Source organism: Pseudomonas sp. X10 (assembly GCF_054889225.1).
Genome location: NZ_CM142677.1, coordinates 5,091,644 through 5,109,229, shown reverse-complemented (window position 1 = coordinate 5,109,229; position 17,586 = coordinate 5,091,644). Strand labels below are relative to the sequence as shown.

General features: G+C 65.2%; 17 protein-coding genes. All 17 read right to left on the bottom strand.

Translation table 11 applies throughout. The features are described 5' to 3' along the window. Positions 1 to 7 precede the first annotated feature (7 nt). The 17 genes from ACYU03_RS23245 to cbiE all read right to left on the bottom strand — a co-directional run bounded on the left by ACYU03_RS23245 (position 8) and on the right by cbiE (position 17,547). A complete protein-coding gene (locus ACYU03_RS23245) occupies positions 8 to 526 on the bottom strand; it encodes a GNAT family N-acetyltransferase (protein WP_461886952.1) in 519 nt (172 codons plus the stop codon). Positions 527 to 557: 31 nt separating this feature from the next. Beyond that, a complete protein-coding gene (gene urtE / locus ACYU03_RS23240) occupies positions 558 to 1,256 on the bottom strand; it encodes an urea ABC transporter ATP-binding subunit UrtE (RefSeq protein ID WP_461886951.1) in 699 nt (232 codons plus the stop codon). Between the two features lie 33 nt (positions 1,257 to 1,289). After that, the gene (urtD, locus tag ACYU03_RS23235) at positions 1,290 to 2,162 is read right to left on the bottom strand and encodes an urea ABC transporter ATP-binding protein UrtD (RefSeq protein ID WP_461886950.1); all 873 of its coding nucleotides are present in this window, start codon (positions 2,160 to 2,162) and stop codon (positions 1,290 to 1,292) included. Then, positions 2,159 to 3,238, bottom strand: coding sequence for an urea ABC transporter permease subunit UrtC (gene urtC / locus ACYU03_RS23230; RefSeq protein WP_461886949.1), 1,080 nt, complete (start codon positions 3,236 to 3,238; stop codon positions 2,159 to 2,161). Before urtC ends, urtD begins: the two co-directional genes overlap by 4 nt. Next, a complete protein-coding gene (gene urtB, locus ACYU03_RS23225; protein WP_461886948.1) occupies positions 3,238 to 4,737 on the bottom strand; it encodes an urea ABC transporter permease subunit UrtB in 1,500 nt (499 codons plus the stop codon). The genes urtC and urtB overlap by 1 nt, the downstream gene beginning before the upstream one ends. Positions 4,738 to 4,874: 137 nt before the next feature. Continuing rightward, on the bottom strand, positions 4,875 to 6,140 hold the full coding sequence (gene urtA / locus ACYU03_RS23220; RefSeq protein WP_461886947.1) for an urea ABC transporter substrate-binding protein: 1,266 nt from the start codon (positions 6,138 to 6,140) through the stop codon (positions 4,875 to 4,877). Positions 6,141 to 6,319: 179 nt separating this feature from the next. Further along, positions 6,320 to 7,726 carry a D-serine/D-alanine/glycine transporter gene (gene cycA, locus ACYU03_RS23215; protein ID WP_461886946.1) on the bottom strand — a complete coding sequence of 469 codons (1,407 nt, stop codon included), beginning with the start codon at positions 7,724 to 7,726 and terminating at the stop codon, positions 6,320 to 6,322. A 241-nt stretch (positions 7,727 to 7,967) separates the two neighbouring features. After that, on the bottom strand, positions 7,968 to 9,332 hold the full coding sequence (locus ACYU03_RS23210) for a PepSY-associated TM helix domain-containing protein (RefSeq protein WP_461886945.1): 1,365 nt from the start codon (positions 9,330 to 9,332) through the stop codon (positions 7,968 to 7,970). A gap of 57 nt (positions 9,333 to 9,389) precedes the next feature. Then, the gene (locus ACYU03_RS23205) at positions 9,390 to 11,456 is read right to left on the bottom strand and encodes a TonB-dependent copper receptor (protein ID WP_461886944.1); all 2,067 of its coding nucleotides are present in this window, start codon (positions 11,454 to 11,456) and stop codon (positions 9,390 to 9,392) included. 65 nt (positions 11,457 to 11,521) lie between these two features. Then, positions 11,522 to 11,947, bottom strand: coding sequence for a DUF2946 domain-containing protein (locus tag ACYU03_RS23200; RefSeq protein ID WP_461886943.1), 426 nt, complete (start codon positions 11,945 to 11,947; stop codon positions 11,522 to 11,524). A gap of 20 nt (positions 11,948 to 11,967) precedes the next feature. Continuing rightward, entirely contained in the window at positions 11,968 to 12,450 is a 483-nt protein-coding gene (locus ACYU03_RS23195; protein WP_461886942.1) for a copper chaperone PCu(A)C, read from the bottom strand. Between the two features lie 48 nt (positions 12,451 to 12,498). Further along, positions 12,499 to 12,888, bottom strand: coding sequence for a DUF2946 domain-containing protein (locus tag ACYU03_RS23190; protein ID WP_461886941.1), 390 nt, complete (start codon positions 12,886 to 12,888; stop codon positions 12,499 to 12,501). A gap of 140 nt (positions 12,889 to 13,028) precedes the next feature. Further along, entirely contained in the window at positions 13,029 to 13,886 is an 858-nt protein-coding gene (locus ACYU03_RS23185; protein ID WP_461886940.1) for an SPFH domain-containing protein, read from the bottom strand. Positions 13,887 to 13,909: 23 nt separating this feature from the next. Beyond that, positions 13,910 to 14,347 carry an NfeD family protein gene (locus ACYU03_RS23180; protein ID WP_461886939.1) on the bottom strand — a complete coding sequence of 146 codons (438 nt, stop codon included), beginning with the start codon at positions 14,345 to 14,347 and terminating at the stop codon, positions 13,910 to 13,912. Positions 14,348 to 14,532: 185 nt separating this feature from the next. After that, positions 14,533 to 15,252 (bottom strand): cobalt-precorrin-6A reductase, encoded by a 720-nt coding sequence (locus tag ACYU03_RS23175; protein ID WP_461886938.1) that lies wholly within the window; start codon positions 15,250 to 15,252, stop codon positions 14,533 to 14,535. Next, positions 15,249 to 16,343, bottom strand: a complete 1,095-nt coding sequence (locus ACYU03_RS23170; protein ID WP_461886937.1) for a cobalt-precorrin-5B (C(1))-methyltransferase — start codon at positions 16,341 to 16,343, stop codon at positions 15,249 to 15,251. The genes ACYU03_RS23175 and ACYU03_RS23170 overlap by 4 nt, the downstream gene beginning before the upstream one ends. Next, a complete protein-coding gene (cbiE, locus tag ACYU03_RS23165) occupies positions 16,336 to 17,547 on the bottom strand; it encodes a precorrin-6y C5,15-methyltransferase (decarboxylating) subunit CbiE (RefSeq protein ID WP_461886936.1) in 1,212 nt (403 codons plus the stop codon). Before cbiE ends, ACYU03_RS23170 begins: the two co-directional genes overlap by 8 nt. Positions 17,548 to 17,586: the final 39 nt, after the last annotated feature.

Here is a 17,586-nt window from a genome sequence, read left to right as displayed (position 1 = left end):
CAGGGCTTCAAGCCTTGGGCTCAGCCCCTGGGCTCAATACCAACTGCATGAAGGTCAGGTCCAGCCAGCGGCCGAACTTCACTCCTACCTGCGGCATCTGCCCGGTCACCACGAAGCCTTGGCGCTGGTGCAGACGGATCGATGCGACATTGCCGCTCTCGATGGCCGCGACCATCACATGCTTGCCTGCGGCCCGTGCCCGTTCGATCAGCGCCTGCATCAGCAACGGCCCCAGGCCCTTGCCGCGCTGGTCATTGCGGATGTACACCGAGTGCTCGACGCTGTAGCGGAAGCCCTCGAACGGCCGCCAGTCGCCGAATGAGGCATAGCCCAGCACGCCGCTTTCATCCGCCGCCACCAGGATCGGGTAGCCCTGCTGCTGGCGGGCGTCGAACCAGGCTTGGCGGTTGGCCAGGTCGACCGGTTGTTCGTTCCAGATCGCCGTGGTGTTGAGCACGGCGTCGTTATAGATGTCGAGGATGCCTGGCAGATCCTGGGGCAGGGCATCGCGGATCGAATGACTCATCACAGCTTCTCGCAAGGGGAATGCGTGCAGATTAAATGGTTACCAGGCCGCGCACACCCTCAGCTTGCATGTTTTCACCGCGGCCACGCTGGATGATCTCGCCACGGGCCATCACCAGGTACTGGTCGGCCAATTCGGCGGCGAAGTCATAGAACTGCTCCACCAGCAGGATGGCCATGTCGCCGCGGGCGGCGAGCTGGCGAATCACTGCGCCGATCTCCTTGATCACCGAGGGCTGGATGCCTTCGGTGGGTTCGTCGAGGATCAACAGGCGTGGCCGGCTGGCCAGGGCGCGGCCGATGGCCAATTGTTGCTGCTGGCCGCCGGACAGGTCGCCGCCACGGCGCTGTTTCATCTGCTCCAGCACCGGGAACAACTCGTAGATGAAGGCCGGCACCTCGCGGGCCTCACGGGCGCTGAAGCGCGACAGGCCCATCAGTAGGTTTTCTTCCACGGTCAAGCGCGGGAAGATTTCGCGACCTTGGGGCACGTAGGCGATGCCGGCTTGCACCCGTTGCTGCGGTTTGAGTGTGGTGATGGCCTTGCCTTCCCAGTGCACGCTGCCCTCGCGGGCGGGCAGCAGGCCCATCAGGCAGCGCAGCAGGGTGGTCTTGCCCACGCCGTTGCGGCCGAGCAGGCAGGTGACTTCGCCGACCTTGGCCTCGAAGGACAGGCCGCGCAGGATGTGGCTGCCACCGTAGTACTGGTGCAGGGTGTCGATTTTCAGCATATGAGTATCCGCTCCTACAGTGCGCGCGTCGTTCTAGCGGCCCAGATAAACTTCGATTACCCGCTCGTCTTCCTGCACCTGCTCCAGCGAACCTTCGGCTAGCACGCTGCCTTGGTGCAGCACGGTGACATGGTCGGCAATGCTGCCGACGAAGCCCATGTCGTGCTCGACCACCATCAGCGAGTGCTTGCCGGCCAGGCTCTTGAACAGCTCAGCGGTGAACTCGGTCTCGGCATCGGTCATGCCCGCTACCGGTTCGTCGAGCAACAACAGCTGCGGGTCCTGCATCAGCAGCATACCGATCTCCAGGAACTGCTTCTGGCCATGGGACAGCAAGCCAGCTTGATGCCGGGCCAAGGGTTGCAGGCGCAGGGTTTGCAGCACCTCATCGATGCGCTGGCGCTGTTCGTCGCTGAGCCGAGCGGCCAGGCTGGCCCACACCGACTTGTTGGTCTTCTGCGCCAACTCCAGGTTCTCGTAGACCGTCAGGGCCTCGAACACCGTGGGCTTCTGGAACTTGCGGCCGATTCCGGCCTGGGCGATCTGCACTTCGCTCATGCGGGTCAGGTCGAGGGTGTCGCCGAACCAGGCACTGCCGGTGTCGGGCCGGGTCTTGCCGGTGATGACGTCCATCAGCGTGGTCTTGCCGGCACCGTTGGGGCCGATGATGCAGCGCAGCTCGCCGACGCCGATGTACAGGTTCAGGCTGTTCAGCGCCTTGAAGCCATCGAAGCTGACGCTGATGTCCTCGAGGGTGAGAACCGTGCCGTGACGCACGTTCAGGCCGGGTTCGCGGCGCTGGCCGAGGCCGATCGCATCGCGGCCGGTGCCGTCGATGACGTCCTTGTCGAAGACCGGTTCGAGCATGAACTCAGGATGCACGGGCGGCAGGGGTAGGCATCTCATGCTTGGTTCCTTTTCTTCAGCAGACCCACCACGCCCTTGGGCAGGTACAGGGTCACTAGGATGAACAGCGCGCCGAGGAAGAACAGCCAGAACTCCGGGAACGCCACGGTGAACCAGCTCTTCATGCCATTGACCAGGCCGGCGCCGAGCAGCGGTCCGATCAGCGTGCCGCGCCCGCCGAGGGCGACCCACACGGCGGCTTCGATGGAGTTGGTCGGAGACATTTCGCTTGGGTTGATGATGCCGACCTGGGGCACGTACAGTGCGCCGGCCAGGCCGCACAGCACGGCGCTGAGCACCCAGACCAGCAGCTTGAAGCCGCGCGGGTCGTAGCCACAGAACATCAGGCGGTTCTCGGCATCGCGCAGGGCGGTGAGCACCCGGCCGAACTTGCTGCGGGCAAGGAACCAACCCAGGTAAAGGCTGGCCAGCAACAGCGCCACAGTGAGCAGGAACAGCACCGCGCGGGTGCCCGGCGCAGCGATATCGAAGCCCAGGATGCTGCGGAAGCTGGTGAAGCCGTTGTTGCCGCCGAAGCCCGTCTCGTTGCGGAAGAACAGCAGCATGCCGGCGAAGGTCAGGGCCTGGGTCATGATCGAGAAATACACGCCCTTGATCCGCGAGCGAAAGGCGAACCAGCCGAACACCAGGGCCAACAGTCCCGGCGCCAGGACCACCAGGCACAGGGCCCAGGCGAAGTGCTGGGTGCCGGCCCAGTACCAGGGCAACTCCGTCCATGACAGGAAGGCCATGAAAGCCGGCAGGCCATCGCCTGCGGCCTGGCGCATCAGGTACATGCCCATGGCGTAGCCGCCGAGGGCGAAGAACAGGCCATGGCCAAGAGAGAGCAGCCCGGCGTAGCCCCAGACCAGGTCCAGGGCCAGGGCAACGATGGCGTAGCAGAGGATCTTGCCGACCAGGGTCAGGGTGTAGGCCGAGACGTGCAGGCTGTGCTCGGCGGGCAGCAGTGACAACAGGGGCAGCGCCAGCAGCACCAGGACGACGGCGGCGCCCAAGGCCAGCGACAGGCGTGGCCCGGCTTTTTGCGTGGCAGTGACAAGCAGTGGCTGGTTCATCAGTCGATTACCCGTCCCTTGAGGGCGAACAGGCCTTGCGGACGCTTCTGGATGAACAGGATGATCAGCGCAAGGATGAGGATCTTGCCGAGCACGGCACCGATCTGCGGCTCCAGCAGTTTGTTGGCAATGCCCAGGCCGAAGGCGGCCCAGAGGCTGCCGGCGAGCTGTCCGACACCGCCGAGCACCACCACCAGGAACGAGTCGATGATGTAGCTCTGGCCGAGGTCCGGGCCGACATTGCCGACCTGGCTCAGGGCCACGCCGCCCAGGCCGGCGATGCCGGAGCCAAGGCCGAAGGCGAGCATGTCCACGCGGCCGGTGCTGACCCCGCAGCACGCCGCCATGTTGCGGTTCTGGGTGACGGCACGCACGTTCAGGCCCAGGCGGGTGCGGTTGAGCAGCAGCCAGGTGAGCAGCACCACGGCCAGGGCGAAGACGATGATCACTAGGCGGTTGTAGGGCAGTACCAGGTTAGGTAGCACTTGCACGCCGCCGGACAACCAGGCGGGGTTGCTCACTTCGACGTTCTGCGCGCCGAACAGCAAGCGGATGGCCTGGATCAGGATCAGGCTGATGCCCCAGGTCGCCAGCAGGGTTTCCAGTGGGCGGCCGTAGAGGTGGCGAATGATGGTGCGTTCGAGCAGCATGCCGACCCCGGCGCTGACGGCGAAGGCCACGGGCAGGGCGATCAGCGGGTAGAACTCGATGGCTCCCGGCGCCAGGCGTTGCACCAGCACCTGGACCATGTAGGTGGTGTAGGCGCCGAGCATGAGTATCTCGCCGTGGGCCATGTTGATCACCCCTAGCAAGCCGAAGGTGATTGCCAGGCCCAGCGCCGCTAGCAGCAGGATCGAGCCCAGCGATAGGCCACTGAAGGCCTGGCCGAGCAACTCGCCGACCAGCAGTTTGCGTTTGACCTGGGCGAGGCTGGTTTCGGCGGCGGTGCGCACGGCGGCATCGCTTTCCACTCCGGGTTCGAGCAGGGATTCCAGGCGGGTGCGGGCCAGTGGGTCGCCGGTTTCACCCAGCAGGCGCACAGCGGCCAGGCGTACCGCAGGCTCGCTGGCGGCCAGTTGCAGGTTGGCCAAGGCCAGGGCCAGGGCGGCTTGCACGGCGGCGTCGGATTCTCTGGCGAAGCGCCGGTCGAGGAAGGCCACCTGCGCCGGTTGCGCGCTCTTTTGCAATTGTTTGGCCGCCGCCAGCCGCACCTGGCTGTCATCGCTGAGCAACTGGTGGCTGGCCAGGGCGTTGTCGATCAGGCTGCGCAGGCGGTTGTTCAGGCGGACCTTGCGGGTGTCGTCCGAGGCGATGCGCCCTTGCTTGAGCGACATAAGCAGGGCGAGCCGGGTCGGATCGGGTTGCGCCGCCCAGTCCTGGAGCAGGCGAGCCTGCTCGTTGGGCTTGGCGGCGAGGAAGAATTCGCCTTCGCTAGCCTGGCCTGCCAGGGGCAGCAGCAGGACAAGAGCGAGGAGGAGACGGGAGAGTGCCTTGGGCATATCGGGATCTCGTCGGGGAGTTGAAACGGTGTCGCCTGGGCGGGCCAATCACGGGCAAGCCCGCTCCTACAGGTAAACGCGGTGTCGTTGTAAGAGCGGGCTTGCCCGCGACTGGGCCGCATAGCGGCCCCGCTGCCTCAGTTACCCTTCACTGCATAATCCGGACGCTTGTCGTTGCCCGGGATGAACGGGCTCCACGGCTGTGCCCGCAGCGGTTGCTCGGTCTCCCAGACCACGCTGAACTGGCCGTCGTCCTGGATCTCGCCGATCATCACCGGCTTGTGCAGGTGGTGATTGGTCTTGTCCATGGTCAGGGTGTAGCCCGACGGCGCGTTGAAGCTCTGGCCAGCCAAGGCTTCGCGGACCTTGTCGACATCGGTGGACTGGGCCTTCTCCACGGCCTGGGCCCACAGATGGATGCCGACGTAGGTGGCCTCCATCGGGTCGTTGGTCACGGCCTTGTCGGCGCCCGGCAGGTTCTTGGCCTTGGCGTAGGCTTTCCAGTCGGCGACGAATTGCTGGTTGACCGGGTTGTCCACCGACTCGAAGTAGTTCCACGCCGCCAGGTGGCCAACCAGGGGTTTGGTGTCGATGCCGCGCAGTTCCTCTTCACCCACGGAGAACGCCACTACCGGCACCTCCGTGGCCTTCAGGCCTTGGTTGGCCAGTTCCTTGTAGAAGGGCACGTTGGAGTCGCCATTGACGGTGGAGATGACCGCCGTCTTGCCGCCGGCGGAGAACTTCTTGATGTTGGCGACGATGGTTTGGTAGTCGCTGTGGCCGAACGGCGTGTACACCTCTTCGATGTCCTTGTCGGCCACGCCCTTGCTGTGCAGGAACGCGCGCAGGATTTTGTTGGTGGTGCGTGGGTAGACGTAATCGGTGCCGAGCAGGAAGTAGCGCTTGGCGCCGCCGCCTTCCTCGCTCATCAGGTATTCCACCGCCGGGATGGCCTGCTGGTTAGGCGCCGCACCGGTGTAGAACACATTCGGCGAAAGCTCTTCGCCTTCATATTGCACCGGGTAGAACAGCAGGCCATTGAGTTCTTCGAACACCGGTAGTACCGACTTGCGCGACACCGAGGTCCAGCAGCCGAACACCACCGCGACCTTGTCTTGGGTCAGCAGTTGGCGGCTCTTCTCGGCGAACAGCGGCCAGTTCGACGCTGGGTCCACGACCACCGGCTCCAGTAGCTTGCCATTGACCCCGCCCTTGGCATTGATCTGCTCGATGGTCATCAGCGCCATATCCTTGAGCGAGGTCTCGGAAATCGCCATGGTTCCGGACAGCGAATGCAGGATACCGACCTTGATGGTCTCGGCGGCCTGGATAGTCCAGCTCAGGCCCATGGCGGCCAGGCCTGCGCTGAGGGTAACGGCCTTGATCAGGCTGCGACGCTTCATGTGCTCTCTCCGTTGTTGTTCGAGTGGTGGCGACACGAAGAGAGGCTTGTGCAAGTGATGTGCCGACTTGCAGCACGCTCAAACCCGCGGTTTTGCGAGGTATGCCAAGGGGGCTTGCACCGTGCTGGGGTGGGGGAAGGTGCAGGCTGCGCCGTGTTGGTGCGCAGCCTGCCGCAGGCTCAGTCGGCCTGGGACGACAACGCCTGGTGACGGTTGCGCCGTACGAACTGGTAGGTGACGGCCAGTAGCACGAACCACAGCGGCGTGACGATCAGCGCCTGGCGGGTATCGTCTTCCAGGCTCAGCAGCACCAGGATGAAGGCGAAGAAGGTCAGGCACACATGGCACATGAAACGCCCGCCAGGCATCTTGTACTTAGAGGCCTGGTGCAACGCTGCGCGCTGTTTGCGGTAGTTCAGGTACGACAACAGGATCAGCGACCAGACGAACATGAACAGGATCGCCGAGACGGTGGTCACCAGGGTGAAGGCTTCGACCAGGTCGGGGATCACGTAGATCAATGCGGCGCCCAGTAGCAGGCAGGTGCAGGAGAAGTACAGGCCGTTTGCCGGGACATTGCGCCGCGACAGGGTCTCGAAGCTTTTTGGTGCATCGCCTTGTTGGGCCAGGCCGAACAGCATGCGGCTGGTGGAAAACACGCCGCTGTTGGCCGACGAAGCTGCGGAGGTCAGTACCACGAAGTTGATCACGCTGGCCGCTGCCGGCAGCCCGGCCAAGACGAACAGCTCGACGAACGGGCTCTTGCCGGGCACCACGTCACGCCAGGGAGTGACGGCCATGATGGCGATCAGCGCCAGCACGTAGAACATGATGATGCGGATCGGGATCGAGTTGATGGCCCGTGGCAGGGTGCGCTCGGGGTTCTTCGCCTCGGCGGCGGTGGTGCCTACCAGCTCGATGCCGACAAAGGCGAAGACGGCGATCTGGAAACCGGCGAAAAACCCCATCAGGCCATGGGGGAACATGCCTTCGTCATTCCACAGGTTGGCCAGGCTGGCGGTGCGCCCGGCCGGCGACTCGAAGCCGCTAAAGACCATGTACAGGCCGGTGGCGACCAAGGCGAGGATGGCGACGATCTTGATCATGGCGAACCAGAACTCGATCTCGCCGAACAGCTTCACGGTGATCAGGTTCAGCGACAGCAGTACGCCAACGCAGGCCAGCGCCGGTATCCATTGCGGCAGGTCGGGGAACCAGAACTGCGAATAGGCGGCGATTGCGATCACGTCGGCGATGCCGGTGATGACCCAGCAGAACCAGTAGGTCCAGCCGGTGAAGTAACCCGCCCAAGGACCGAGCAGGTCGGCGGAGAAGTCGATGAACGACTTGTATTCCAGATTCGACAGTAGCAACTCGCCCATGGCGCGCATGACGAAGAACAGCATGAAGCCGATGATCATGTAGACGAAGATGATCGACGGGCCCGCCAGGCTGATAGTCTTGCCCGAGCCCATGAACAGGCCGGTGCCGATGGCGCCACCGATGGCGATCAGTTGAATGTGGCGGTTGGTCAGGTTGCGTTGCAGATGCTGGTCATCTGTCGGTGTGGATGAGGTCCGTGTCATGGGCTTGTATTCCATCGAGGATCGATCTTGTCGTGAGAAAGCGAAGTAGGCTAACACGGGCGTTTCGATCGGGGGGGGCGCGGCCTAGCGACGTTGCTCTGCAATTCGGCGCTGTACCTGCGGCCTTGTGTCGCGACAGGGGCGCGAAGCGGCCCCAAGACTCATGAGGCACCACCTTAGCTGACTGGCATCAGGGCTTGCCCCGCGAACAACGGCGCAGCCCTTGCCAGGCAGCATTGGCTCAAGCCCTGGCGAGCACCTTGTGCCGCACCACCCGGCTATCGATCAACCACATCACCAGCATCGACACTCCGACCAGCGGGAAAGCGACGCCCAGCACCAGCATCACCCCCACGGCGGTCTTCCAGCGTGGCAGGTCATGCCGCAGTGGCGGCACCCCAAGCCCGCCAGTAGGCCGGCGCTTCCACCACATCACCAGGCCGCTGACCGAGCCCAGGAGAATCATCAGGCACACCAGTAGGATGATGATCTGGTTGAGCGGCCCGAACATCTTGCCCTCATGCAGCATCACCCCCAGCTCGGTGGCGCGGGCGACCGGGCTGTAGTCCTGCCAACGCACGTCGGCCAGGACCTTGCCGGTGTACTGGTCGACATGCAGGGTAGCGTCGTTGCGCGGGTCGTCGGCGAACACCGCGATGGTGTAGACGCCTTCGGCGGTGGTGGGCAGGGTGATGCTGTAGCCGGGCTCGACCTGGCGGGTGCTGGCGATGTCTTCGACCTGCTGCAGGCTGACCTGTGGCGCGGCAGGCGCGCTGGACATCATGTGATGCCCGGCATGTTCGGCATGGGCGCCGGACTGCGGCATCGGCGTGTTCTCCATGGCCCAGGGCACGGTCTGGCGGTGCGCGCTGTTGAGTTCTCGGGCCTGCTGGTCGGACTGCGGCACGTCGTTCCACATGGCCGCTGGAAAGCGGTTCCACAGGTCGGCGTACTGCTTGCCCCAGAAACCGGTCCAGGTCATGCCGCTGAGCAGCATCAACAGCAGCAGCGCCGCGCCCCAGAAGCCGCTGACCGCATGCAGGTCGCGCCACAGCAGGCGGCCGCGGGCATTCAGGCGTGGCCACAACACGCCGGCGCTGCTGCGTCCGCGCGGCCACCATAGATACAGGCCGGACACCACTAGGACGACGCCCCAGCCAGCGGCCAGTTCTACCAGGCGGTCGCCCAAGGTGCCGACCATCAACTCGCCGTGCAGGGCCCGGGCAACGGCCTGCAGATTGTACTTGCTGTCCTGCTCGCCCAGCAGTTTGCCGCTGTAGGGGTCGACGAAGACATTCAGCTCACGCCCGCCGTCGTGCACCACGAACTGCGCGCTGCGTCCGGCATCCAGCGGCGGCAGGTACTGGCCGACATGGCCTTGGGGATAGGCCTGGCGCACCTCGGCGAGCAGGACGTCGGCGCCCTGGCGCTGATGGCCGGCCTCGACCACCATCAGGTCGCGGTACAGCAGCGGGTCTAGCTGCGGCTTGAACAGGTAGATGATCCCGGTGACCGCCAGCAGGATCATGAAGGGGGCGACGAATAGCCCGGCGTAGAAATGCCAGCGCCAGGCCAGGTTGTAGAAGGAAATGCGTGGTTCGCTCATGGAACCTCCCATCAGGCAAGGTGTAGGGCGCGGTCATCGCCGCGCCCGTTGTGAGTGTCAGAAGCTGATATCGACCTTGGTCCAGAAGGTCCGGCCTGGCTCGTTCACCGGCTGCGGGTCCGTGGCCGGGTAGCCGAACCCGGCATTCCCGGCCAGGTTCAAGTGTTCGGCGTAGGCTTTGTCGAAGAGGTTGTCGACGCCCGCGCTGAGCTTGAGGTTGTTGTTCACCTTGTAGGCGCCATTGAGCGAGAACACGCCGAATCCGGCGCTCTTCTCGTAGTCCTTGCCCACCACGTTGCCGGAGTCCTGGGCGATGCGGTTTTGCGCCGCCACCACGCGCCACAGCGCACCAGCGCTCCAGTCGTCTTGGCTGTAGGTCAGGCCCAGGCGGCTTTCCAAGGGTGGCATCTGGGGTAGCGCCTTGCCATCACTGCTGTTCTTGCCCCAAGCGTAGGCGAGGGTGGCGTCGGCTTTCCAGTTTTCCGTCAGTTTGTAGGCGGCGCCGAGTTCGCCACCCAGGATCCGCGCATCGATGTTCTGCGCCCGCGAGCTGGGCATGCCCATCATGCCGCTGCGGTAGTCGAACAGGATGTAGTCGCGGATCTGCCCAGCATAGCCGGACGCCCAGGCGTCCAGGCGCTCGCCTTGGTACTGGATGCCGAAGTCGAGCTGGGTGGTCTTCTCCGGCTTGATGCTGTCGAAGGCGTTGACCGAACCGGCTGGGCCGGACTTGGGCGAGAACAGCTCCCAGTAGTCGGGAAAGCGCTGGGCATGGCCCAGGCCGATATAGGTGGTGGCAGGGATGGCCGTGAGGTCGTGCTCGTAACGCACGAAGCCGCTGGGCAAGGTGTCGGCGCGGGTGTTGCCGCTGGTGGCGCTGGCTTGGCGGAAGTCCTTGGCCGAGGCGCGGTCCAGGCGTGCGCCGGTGATCAGGCGATCTTGCTCGGTGCTGTACCAGGTCAATTCGCCGAATACCCCATAGTTGTGGAAGTCCGCGTCCTTGGTCCAGGACTGCCCCTTGTGCGCGTCGACGCCCATGCCGCCGCGCTGGCGGTGTTCGTTGGTCTGTGCGTCGATGCCGCTGACCAGTTGCACGTCGGCCCAGTGCCAGGTGGCCTTGATCCGCGCACCGAGGGTGCGACGATCGACATTGCTGACCATCGGCATGCCCATCATGCCGCTGCCGGAGGGCGTGCGCAGGCTGTAGTTGTCCATCACATGGTCGGCGTAGTTGTAGTAGACCTGGGCCTCGACCTTGTCCAGCACCTCGCCGAGGTTGGACTTCTCGAAGCGCAGGCCCAGGCTTTCACGCTTGAACTGCGAGCCGTCCATACCGCGCCCGGCATAGCGCGCCTCGCCATCGCCCTTGCCGGCGGTGAGCTCGAGCAGGGTGTCGGCGTCCGGCGTCCAGCCGAGGGTGACGTCACCGTTCCACTTGTCCCAGCGTGACGGCACGGTATCGCCGTTGCCGTCCTCATAGTCATCGGAACGCGACTGGTTGCCGACGAAGCGGGCATAGACCTGGCGGTTGCCGGCCGCGGCATCGAGGACCTTGTCGAAGCGGCCGTTGGAGCCAGCCAACAGGCTGGCGTTGACCCGGCTGCCGAGCTCACCGAATTTTTCCGGATCACGTTCGAAGAGGATGGTCCCAGCCGAGCCGCCGGGGCCCCAGACCACGCTTTGTGGACCCTTGATCACGGTCAGGCGGTCATAGGTCTCGGGCGAAATGTACGAGGTCGGGGCGTCCATGCGGTTGGGGCAGGCGCCGAGCATCACGCCGCCGTTGGTGAGGATGTTCAGGCGCGAGCCAAACATGCCACGCAGTACCGGGTCGCCGTTGGTGCCGCCGGAGCGGATCGCGGAAAAGCCGGGAATGGTCTTGAGGTAGTCGGCGCCGTCGCTGGCCGGCACCGGCTGGCGTGGGTCCTTGGGGTTGGTGACGATGGTCAGGGGCGAACTGGGGGCGATGGCGGTGATGACCGTTGGGCTCAGTTCCGCCAGGTCGTGTTCATGGCCTTCATGGCCGGTGTCGACCGCCATGGCCACGGGCGCGAGTAGCGAGCCGCAGAGCAGGGCGATGGTCCCGCGCAGGGACAAATGCAAAACAGGGGTGCAGCCGGACATAGTGATTCCAGTCGATCAGTCATGACGGTGCGCGGGGCTGCGGGCCCCGGGCGTGCAAGATGTGGTCAAGCGCTGATCGAGGCAGGCGGCGCGCGGCTGCGGGCACCGGGGAATACCGCCTGGAGGGCATGTCCCTGGCGGGGCTGGAGTGGGGTGAGGGTGGACGGGCATGCAGCATTCGCACTGAGCGGGCTGACAGCCTGCGGCAGCGCCGGGCAGTTGAACAGCAGACTGCAGTAGCCGCACTTCTCCCACAGGACATGCAATTGCCCATCGTTGCCGGGGGCGCGATGGCCGGACTCGGCATGGTGGTGCCCGGCAGACATGGACATGGACATGTCCATGCCGGCGTGATGCTCCATCGGCATCGACTGGGATACCAGCGGGCCGATGAAGATCATCCACATGGCGAACAGGCTCAGCCAGCCGCCACCGACGCGCCTGCGGGCAGGGCGGGTGGTCCGGGCGAACCGGTTGCGCAAGGTGCTCATGGCGAGCGTCGCTCAGGCGGTTAGTGCGTGTGGCTGTGTTCCTGCTGGTCGGCAGGGGCCTGCTTCTGCACGGCGACTTCGACGGTGATGTCGCCGGCCTTCTCGAAGTGCAGGGTCAGCGGGAAGCGCTTGCCGTCGCTGAGCAGGCTGCGGTCCTTGGGCTGCAGCAGCATCACATGGTAGGCGCTGGGGGCGAAGGTCAGGTCCTGGCCTGCGGGCACCGTCACGCTGGGCACCTGTTGCATTTTCATCAGGCCGGCGTCGGTCTTCACGTGCTCGTGCAATTGCGCGTCGTCAGTAATCGGGCTGTCGACGCTGATCAGGCGGTCATCCTCCTTACCGTTGTTGTGCACCACGAAATAGGCGGCGACGTTCGGTGCGTTCGGTGGTAGTTCCAGCGACCAGGGATGGGCGATGTGCAGGTCGCCCTGAGTGTATTCGTGGGCGTTGGCGAACGCGCCGGGCAACAGCAGGGCTGCCAGGATTAGAGCTTGCTTGAGCATGGGTTGGGTCTCCGATCTGTTCAGGTTCAGGCAGACAGCGTAGTGAACTCAGGCCAGAGGAGAGGCGCGGGGGTTGAGCGCCGGCCATAGTTGGCGTGGCGTCGGTTGGTCGCTGGCTAGCGGGGGCGTGTGGTCGATCGCAAGCAGCGGCGGGCTGTGCAACTGCGGCGCGTGGCCCGGCAAGGCCAGCAACGGCGGGGTGCCGGAGCAGCACCAGCAATGCTGCATGTTGGAGTGGTCATCGCCTTGCTGGCCCAAGTCGATCTTGGCCAGGGCCTGCACATCGACCTTTGCCTTGCCCGCGACGCTGGAACAGAAGGCTCCCCACAGCAACTGATCGGCCGAGCCCTTGGGCGCGGCCGATAACAGCGGCATGGCCAGCAGGTTGAACAGCACTGCCAAGCAGGCTATCCAGGCGATGTGCCGATGTGGGGGCATGGAGAGATCCGGTCAGGAATCAGTGGTGGCTATTGTAACGCCGAGTATAGGAAAAAATGCCGGGGGTGCGGTGAAGTGCCGCACTTCTGTCCTGGCTCCTACCTCAAGACGGCAACACCAGGGAAGCCCTCGCTCGGCAATCAGGCGGGCTTGCCACGTCCCAGCAGGCCCCGCACGGTCTCCTGCAAGTCGGCAGGCAATACGACGACCTTGGCGTTGTCGCTGCCGGCCAGGTTCTCCATGGCGCCGATATAGCGTTCGCCCAGCAGGTACATGGCCGGCGTGGTTTCATTGCCGACCGCTTCCTTGACCAGGGAAATGGCGCGGGCCGAGGCCTCGGCCAGGTTGATCTGCGCCTCGGCGTCCAGCTTGGCTGCCTGCAGGCGCGCCTCGGCTTCGAGGATCGCTGCCTGCTTGGCGCCTTCGGCTCGGGTCACGTCGGCCTTGCGCTCGCGTTCCGCGGCGGCTTGGCGCTCCATGGCGGTCTGCATGTTCTCCGATGGCTTGATGTCCTGGATCTCCACCGAGCGTACGGTCACGCCCCAGTCTTCTGTCTGCTCGGACATGGCCTCGCGCAGGCGCGCCTTGATCTGCTCGCGGCTCGACAGCGCTTCGTCCAGGTCCATGGCGCCAACGATGGCACGTAGCGAGGTCATGGTCAGGCTGGTCACGGCGAAGGAGAAATTCTGCACGCCGTAGGAGGCTTTCTGCGGGTCGACGACCTTGGCGAAGCACAGGGCGTTGGCGACGATCACCGCGTTGTCGCGGGTGATGATTTCCTGTTGTTGCACGTCGAGGATGATGTCTTTGGTCGGCAGGCGGTAGGCGACCACGTCCATGTAAGGGATGACGATGTTCAGGCCGGGCTTGAGGGTGCTGTGGTAGCGGCCCAGGCGTTCGACGATCCACTCCTCGCCCTGGGGCACGATGCGCACCCCCTTGAACAGGGTTATGAGGGCGAATACGGCAAGGGTGCCGGCGACGATGAGGCTGGTCATGAATCAATGCTTCCTTTTGCTGGTCAGGCCCGGGTGACCCGGACGGTATTGCCTTCGATGGCGCTGATGCGCACGCGCTCGCCGGAAGTGATCTCGGCATCGGCGACGCAGACCCACTCCTCGTTGCCGAGGATGGGTTTCTGGAACCGCACACGGCCTTTCTGGAATTCGGAGACCGTGGCGGTGAGCAGGCCGACCTCGCCGATGACGCTGTCGGCGGTCCAGCGGGTATCTGGCTTCTTCTTGCGAAACACCTTGAACCACAGGACCGTAGTGATGGACGAGAACGCCACCCACAGCAGCACCTGCATGTCCAGTTGCAGGCTGGGGGCCAGGTACGCGATGAGCGACACCAGCACGGCACCGATGCCGAACCAGAGAATGAAGAATGTGGGCAGGACAAGTTCAAGCAGGATCAGGCCGAAGCCGAATACCAGCCAGATCCACCATTGCATTTCCATATGAGCGAGGTCTTCCAGGGGAGAAGGTGGCTAGTGTAAGCCAGCGGGATGGCGATGGGCTATCCGAGTGCCTCGGACCCGTCGGTCAGTTATGCGAGAGATATCTCCATCGGTTGTAGGAGCGGTCAGCGGACAAGGCATCCGTACTGTTCCTGCCCTGACGAGTCTCCCTGGGTAGTGTGGCTCTATAACTCAAGTGCCGCGATGAGTTCGGCGGCAGCCAGGAACGTCCTATCGGCGTCTGGCAATTCTGGCCGCTTCAGCACCAGCACCGGCACGCCGCGCTCCCGGGCCACCTCAAGCTTGGGCTCGGTGGCGGTGCTGCCGCTGTTCTTGCTCACCAGCACGTCGATTTGCCGACGTTCGAACAAGACGCGCTCGTCTTCCAAGTGAAACGGTCCGCGGGCGCCAATCACTTCGCAACGCTCGTTGCCTGGGCAAGCCTCCAGGGCGCGCAGGGTCCAGAACTGGTGCGCGGGAATCTCGTGCAGATGTTGCAGGGGCTCGCGGCCCAAGGTGAACAGCGGGCGTTGGAAGGGACGCAGGGCTTCGCTCAGGGCATCCCAGTCCTCGACCTCATGCCAGTCATCCCCAGACTGTGCCTGCCAGGCCGGGCGGTGCAGGGCCCAGTAAGGAATCCCTGCCGCCTGTGCGGCTTGCGCGGCATTGCGGCTGATCTGCGCGGCATAGGGGTGGGTGGCGTCGACCAGCAGGCTGATGCCGGCCTCGCGTAGGAAGGCAGCCAACCCCTCGGCGCCGCCATAGCCGCCGACCCGTACCTGGCAGGCCAGGTCTTGCGGCACACGACCGATGCCGGCCAGGCTGTAGATGTGTTGCGGCTCTAGCCGCCGCGCCACGGCCAGGGCTTCGGTGACGCCGCCGAGTAGCAGGATGCGCTCCGTCATGAAACACCCGCCTGACCAACGATACCGCCCTGACGGTCGATGGCGAACACCTCCACCTGCACCTGTGCCGGCACCACGCTGCGGGCGAAGGCCAAGGCGTGGCTACACACTGCATCACCGAGAGCGATCCCTGCCGCATGAGCCAGGGCCAGCGCTTGCTGGCTGGTGTTGGCCGCGACGATGGCGGCTTGCAGTTCGCTGTCGGCGCCGATGTCCGCTGCCCAGGCGGCCAGTTGTGGCAGGTCGATGCTGGAGCTGCGGCTGTGCAGGTCCATGTGCCCGGCCGCCAGCTTGCTGATCTTGCCGAAGCCACCGCACAGGCTCAGCCGTGCCATTGGGACCTTGCGCAGGTGCTTGAGCACCGCGCCGACGAAGTCGCCCATCTCGATCAGGGCAATCTCGGGCAGGTTGTACACGTGGCGCATGGTGTCTTCACTGGCGTTGCCGGTGCAGGCTGCGATGTGCGTGTAGCCGTTGCTGTGGGCGACGTCGATGCCTTGCTGGATCGAGGCGATGTAGGCCGAGCAGGAGAAGGGCCGGACGATCCCACTGGTGCCGAGGATCGACAACCCGCCGAGGATGCCCAGGCGTGGGTTCATGGTCTTGAGGGCCAGTTGCTCGCCGCCGCGCACATTCACCGTGACTTCGAAGCCCCCCGGGTAGGCGCAGTCGCTGGCGAGCTGGTGCAGGTGCTCGCTGATCATCCGCCGTGGCACCGGGTTGATCGCCGGCTCACCGACCCCCAGCACCAGGCCGGGACGGGTCACGGTGCCGACGCCCTGGCCGGCGACGAAGCGGATGCCGGGCTCGTCGAGCAGGCGCACTTGGCTGTAGAGCAGGGCGCCATGGGTTACGTCCGGATCATCACCGGCATCCTTGAGCGTGCCGGCCTCGGCGCGGTCGCCATCGCGGCGGCAGAATTCCAGGCGCATCTGCACCTGCTTGCCCTTGGGCAAGGTGATTTGCACCGCGTCCTCGCTGTGGCCGGTGAGCAGCAGGCGCGCAGCTGCGAGGCTGGTGGCGGTGGCGCAGCTGCCGGTGGTCAGGCCGCTGCGCAAGGGCGCGGCCTGTTCGCGAGTTTCTTCACGCATCCAGGGGTTTGACCGCTTCGAGCAGGGTGATGGGCAAGGCCTGGCGCCAGGTGTCGAAGGCGCCAAGGGGCTGGGCATGGGCGATATGGATGCGAGTCAGCTCGCCGCCGTGGCGTTCGCGCCATTCGACCAGGGCCAGTTCGCTTTGCAAGGTCACGGCATTGGCTACCAGGCGCCCACCGGGGGGCAGTCGCTCCCAGCACAGGGACAGCACGCCTTCGCGGGTCACGCCGCCGCCGATGAAGACCGCGTCGGGGCGTTCCAGTGCTTGCAGGGCATCCGGGGCCCGTCCGCGAACCAGTTGCAGCCCGGGGACGCCGAGGGCATCGCGGTTGTGCTCGATGAATTGCTGGCGGCCTTCGTCAGACTCGATGGCCAGGGCGCGGCAACTGGGATGGGCGCGCATCCATTCGATGCCGATCGAGCCGCAGCCGGCACCGACATCCCAGAGCAGCTCGCCGGGTTGCGGCGCCAGGCGGGCTAGGGTGATGGCGCGCACATCGCGCTTGGTCAACTGGCCGTCATGCTCGAAGGCGCTGTCGGGCAGGCCGGCCAGCGGCGACAGGCGCGGCGCATCGGGCGCGGCCAGGCATTCGATGGCCACCAGGTTGAGGTCGGCGGTTCGGAGCGTCTCCCAGTTGTTCGCCGTGCCTTCGATGCGGCGTTCGGCCGCGCCGCCGAGGTGCTCGAACACCTGCAGCCGGCTCGGCCCGAAACCACGTTCGCGCAACAGAGCGGCGATCGCGGCCGGGCTGCCGCCATCATTGCTCAGCACCAGCAGGCGCACGCCGCTGTACAGGTGGGCGTTGAGCGCGGCCAGGGGGCGAGCGACGATCGACAGGGTATGCACGTCCTGCAGCGACCAGCCCAGGCGGGCGGCGGCCAGGGCGCAGGAAGAGGGCATGGGCAGGACCTGCATCTCTGTGGCCGGCACCTGCCGCGCCAGGCTTGCACCGACGCCGTAGTACATCGGGTCACCGCTGGCCAGCACGCATACCGGCTCGCCACGCAGGGCCAGCACCGGCGCTAAAGAAAAGGGACTGGGCCAGGCCAGGCGTTCGCCGGCGATGCAGCGAGGCAGCAGCGCCAGCTGGCGCGGGCTGCCGAACACACGCGCAGCACCGAGCAGCGAGCGCCGGGCGTTCTTGCCCAGGCCGCTGAAACCGTCTTCGCCAATACCCACTACTGTCAGCCAGGGTGCCATCCGCTTCCTCATCTACCCTTTGGGGGCGTCGTGCCCGTC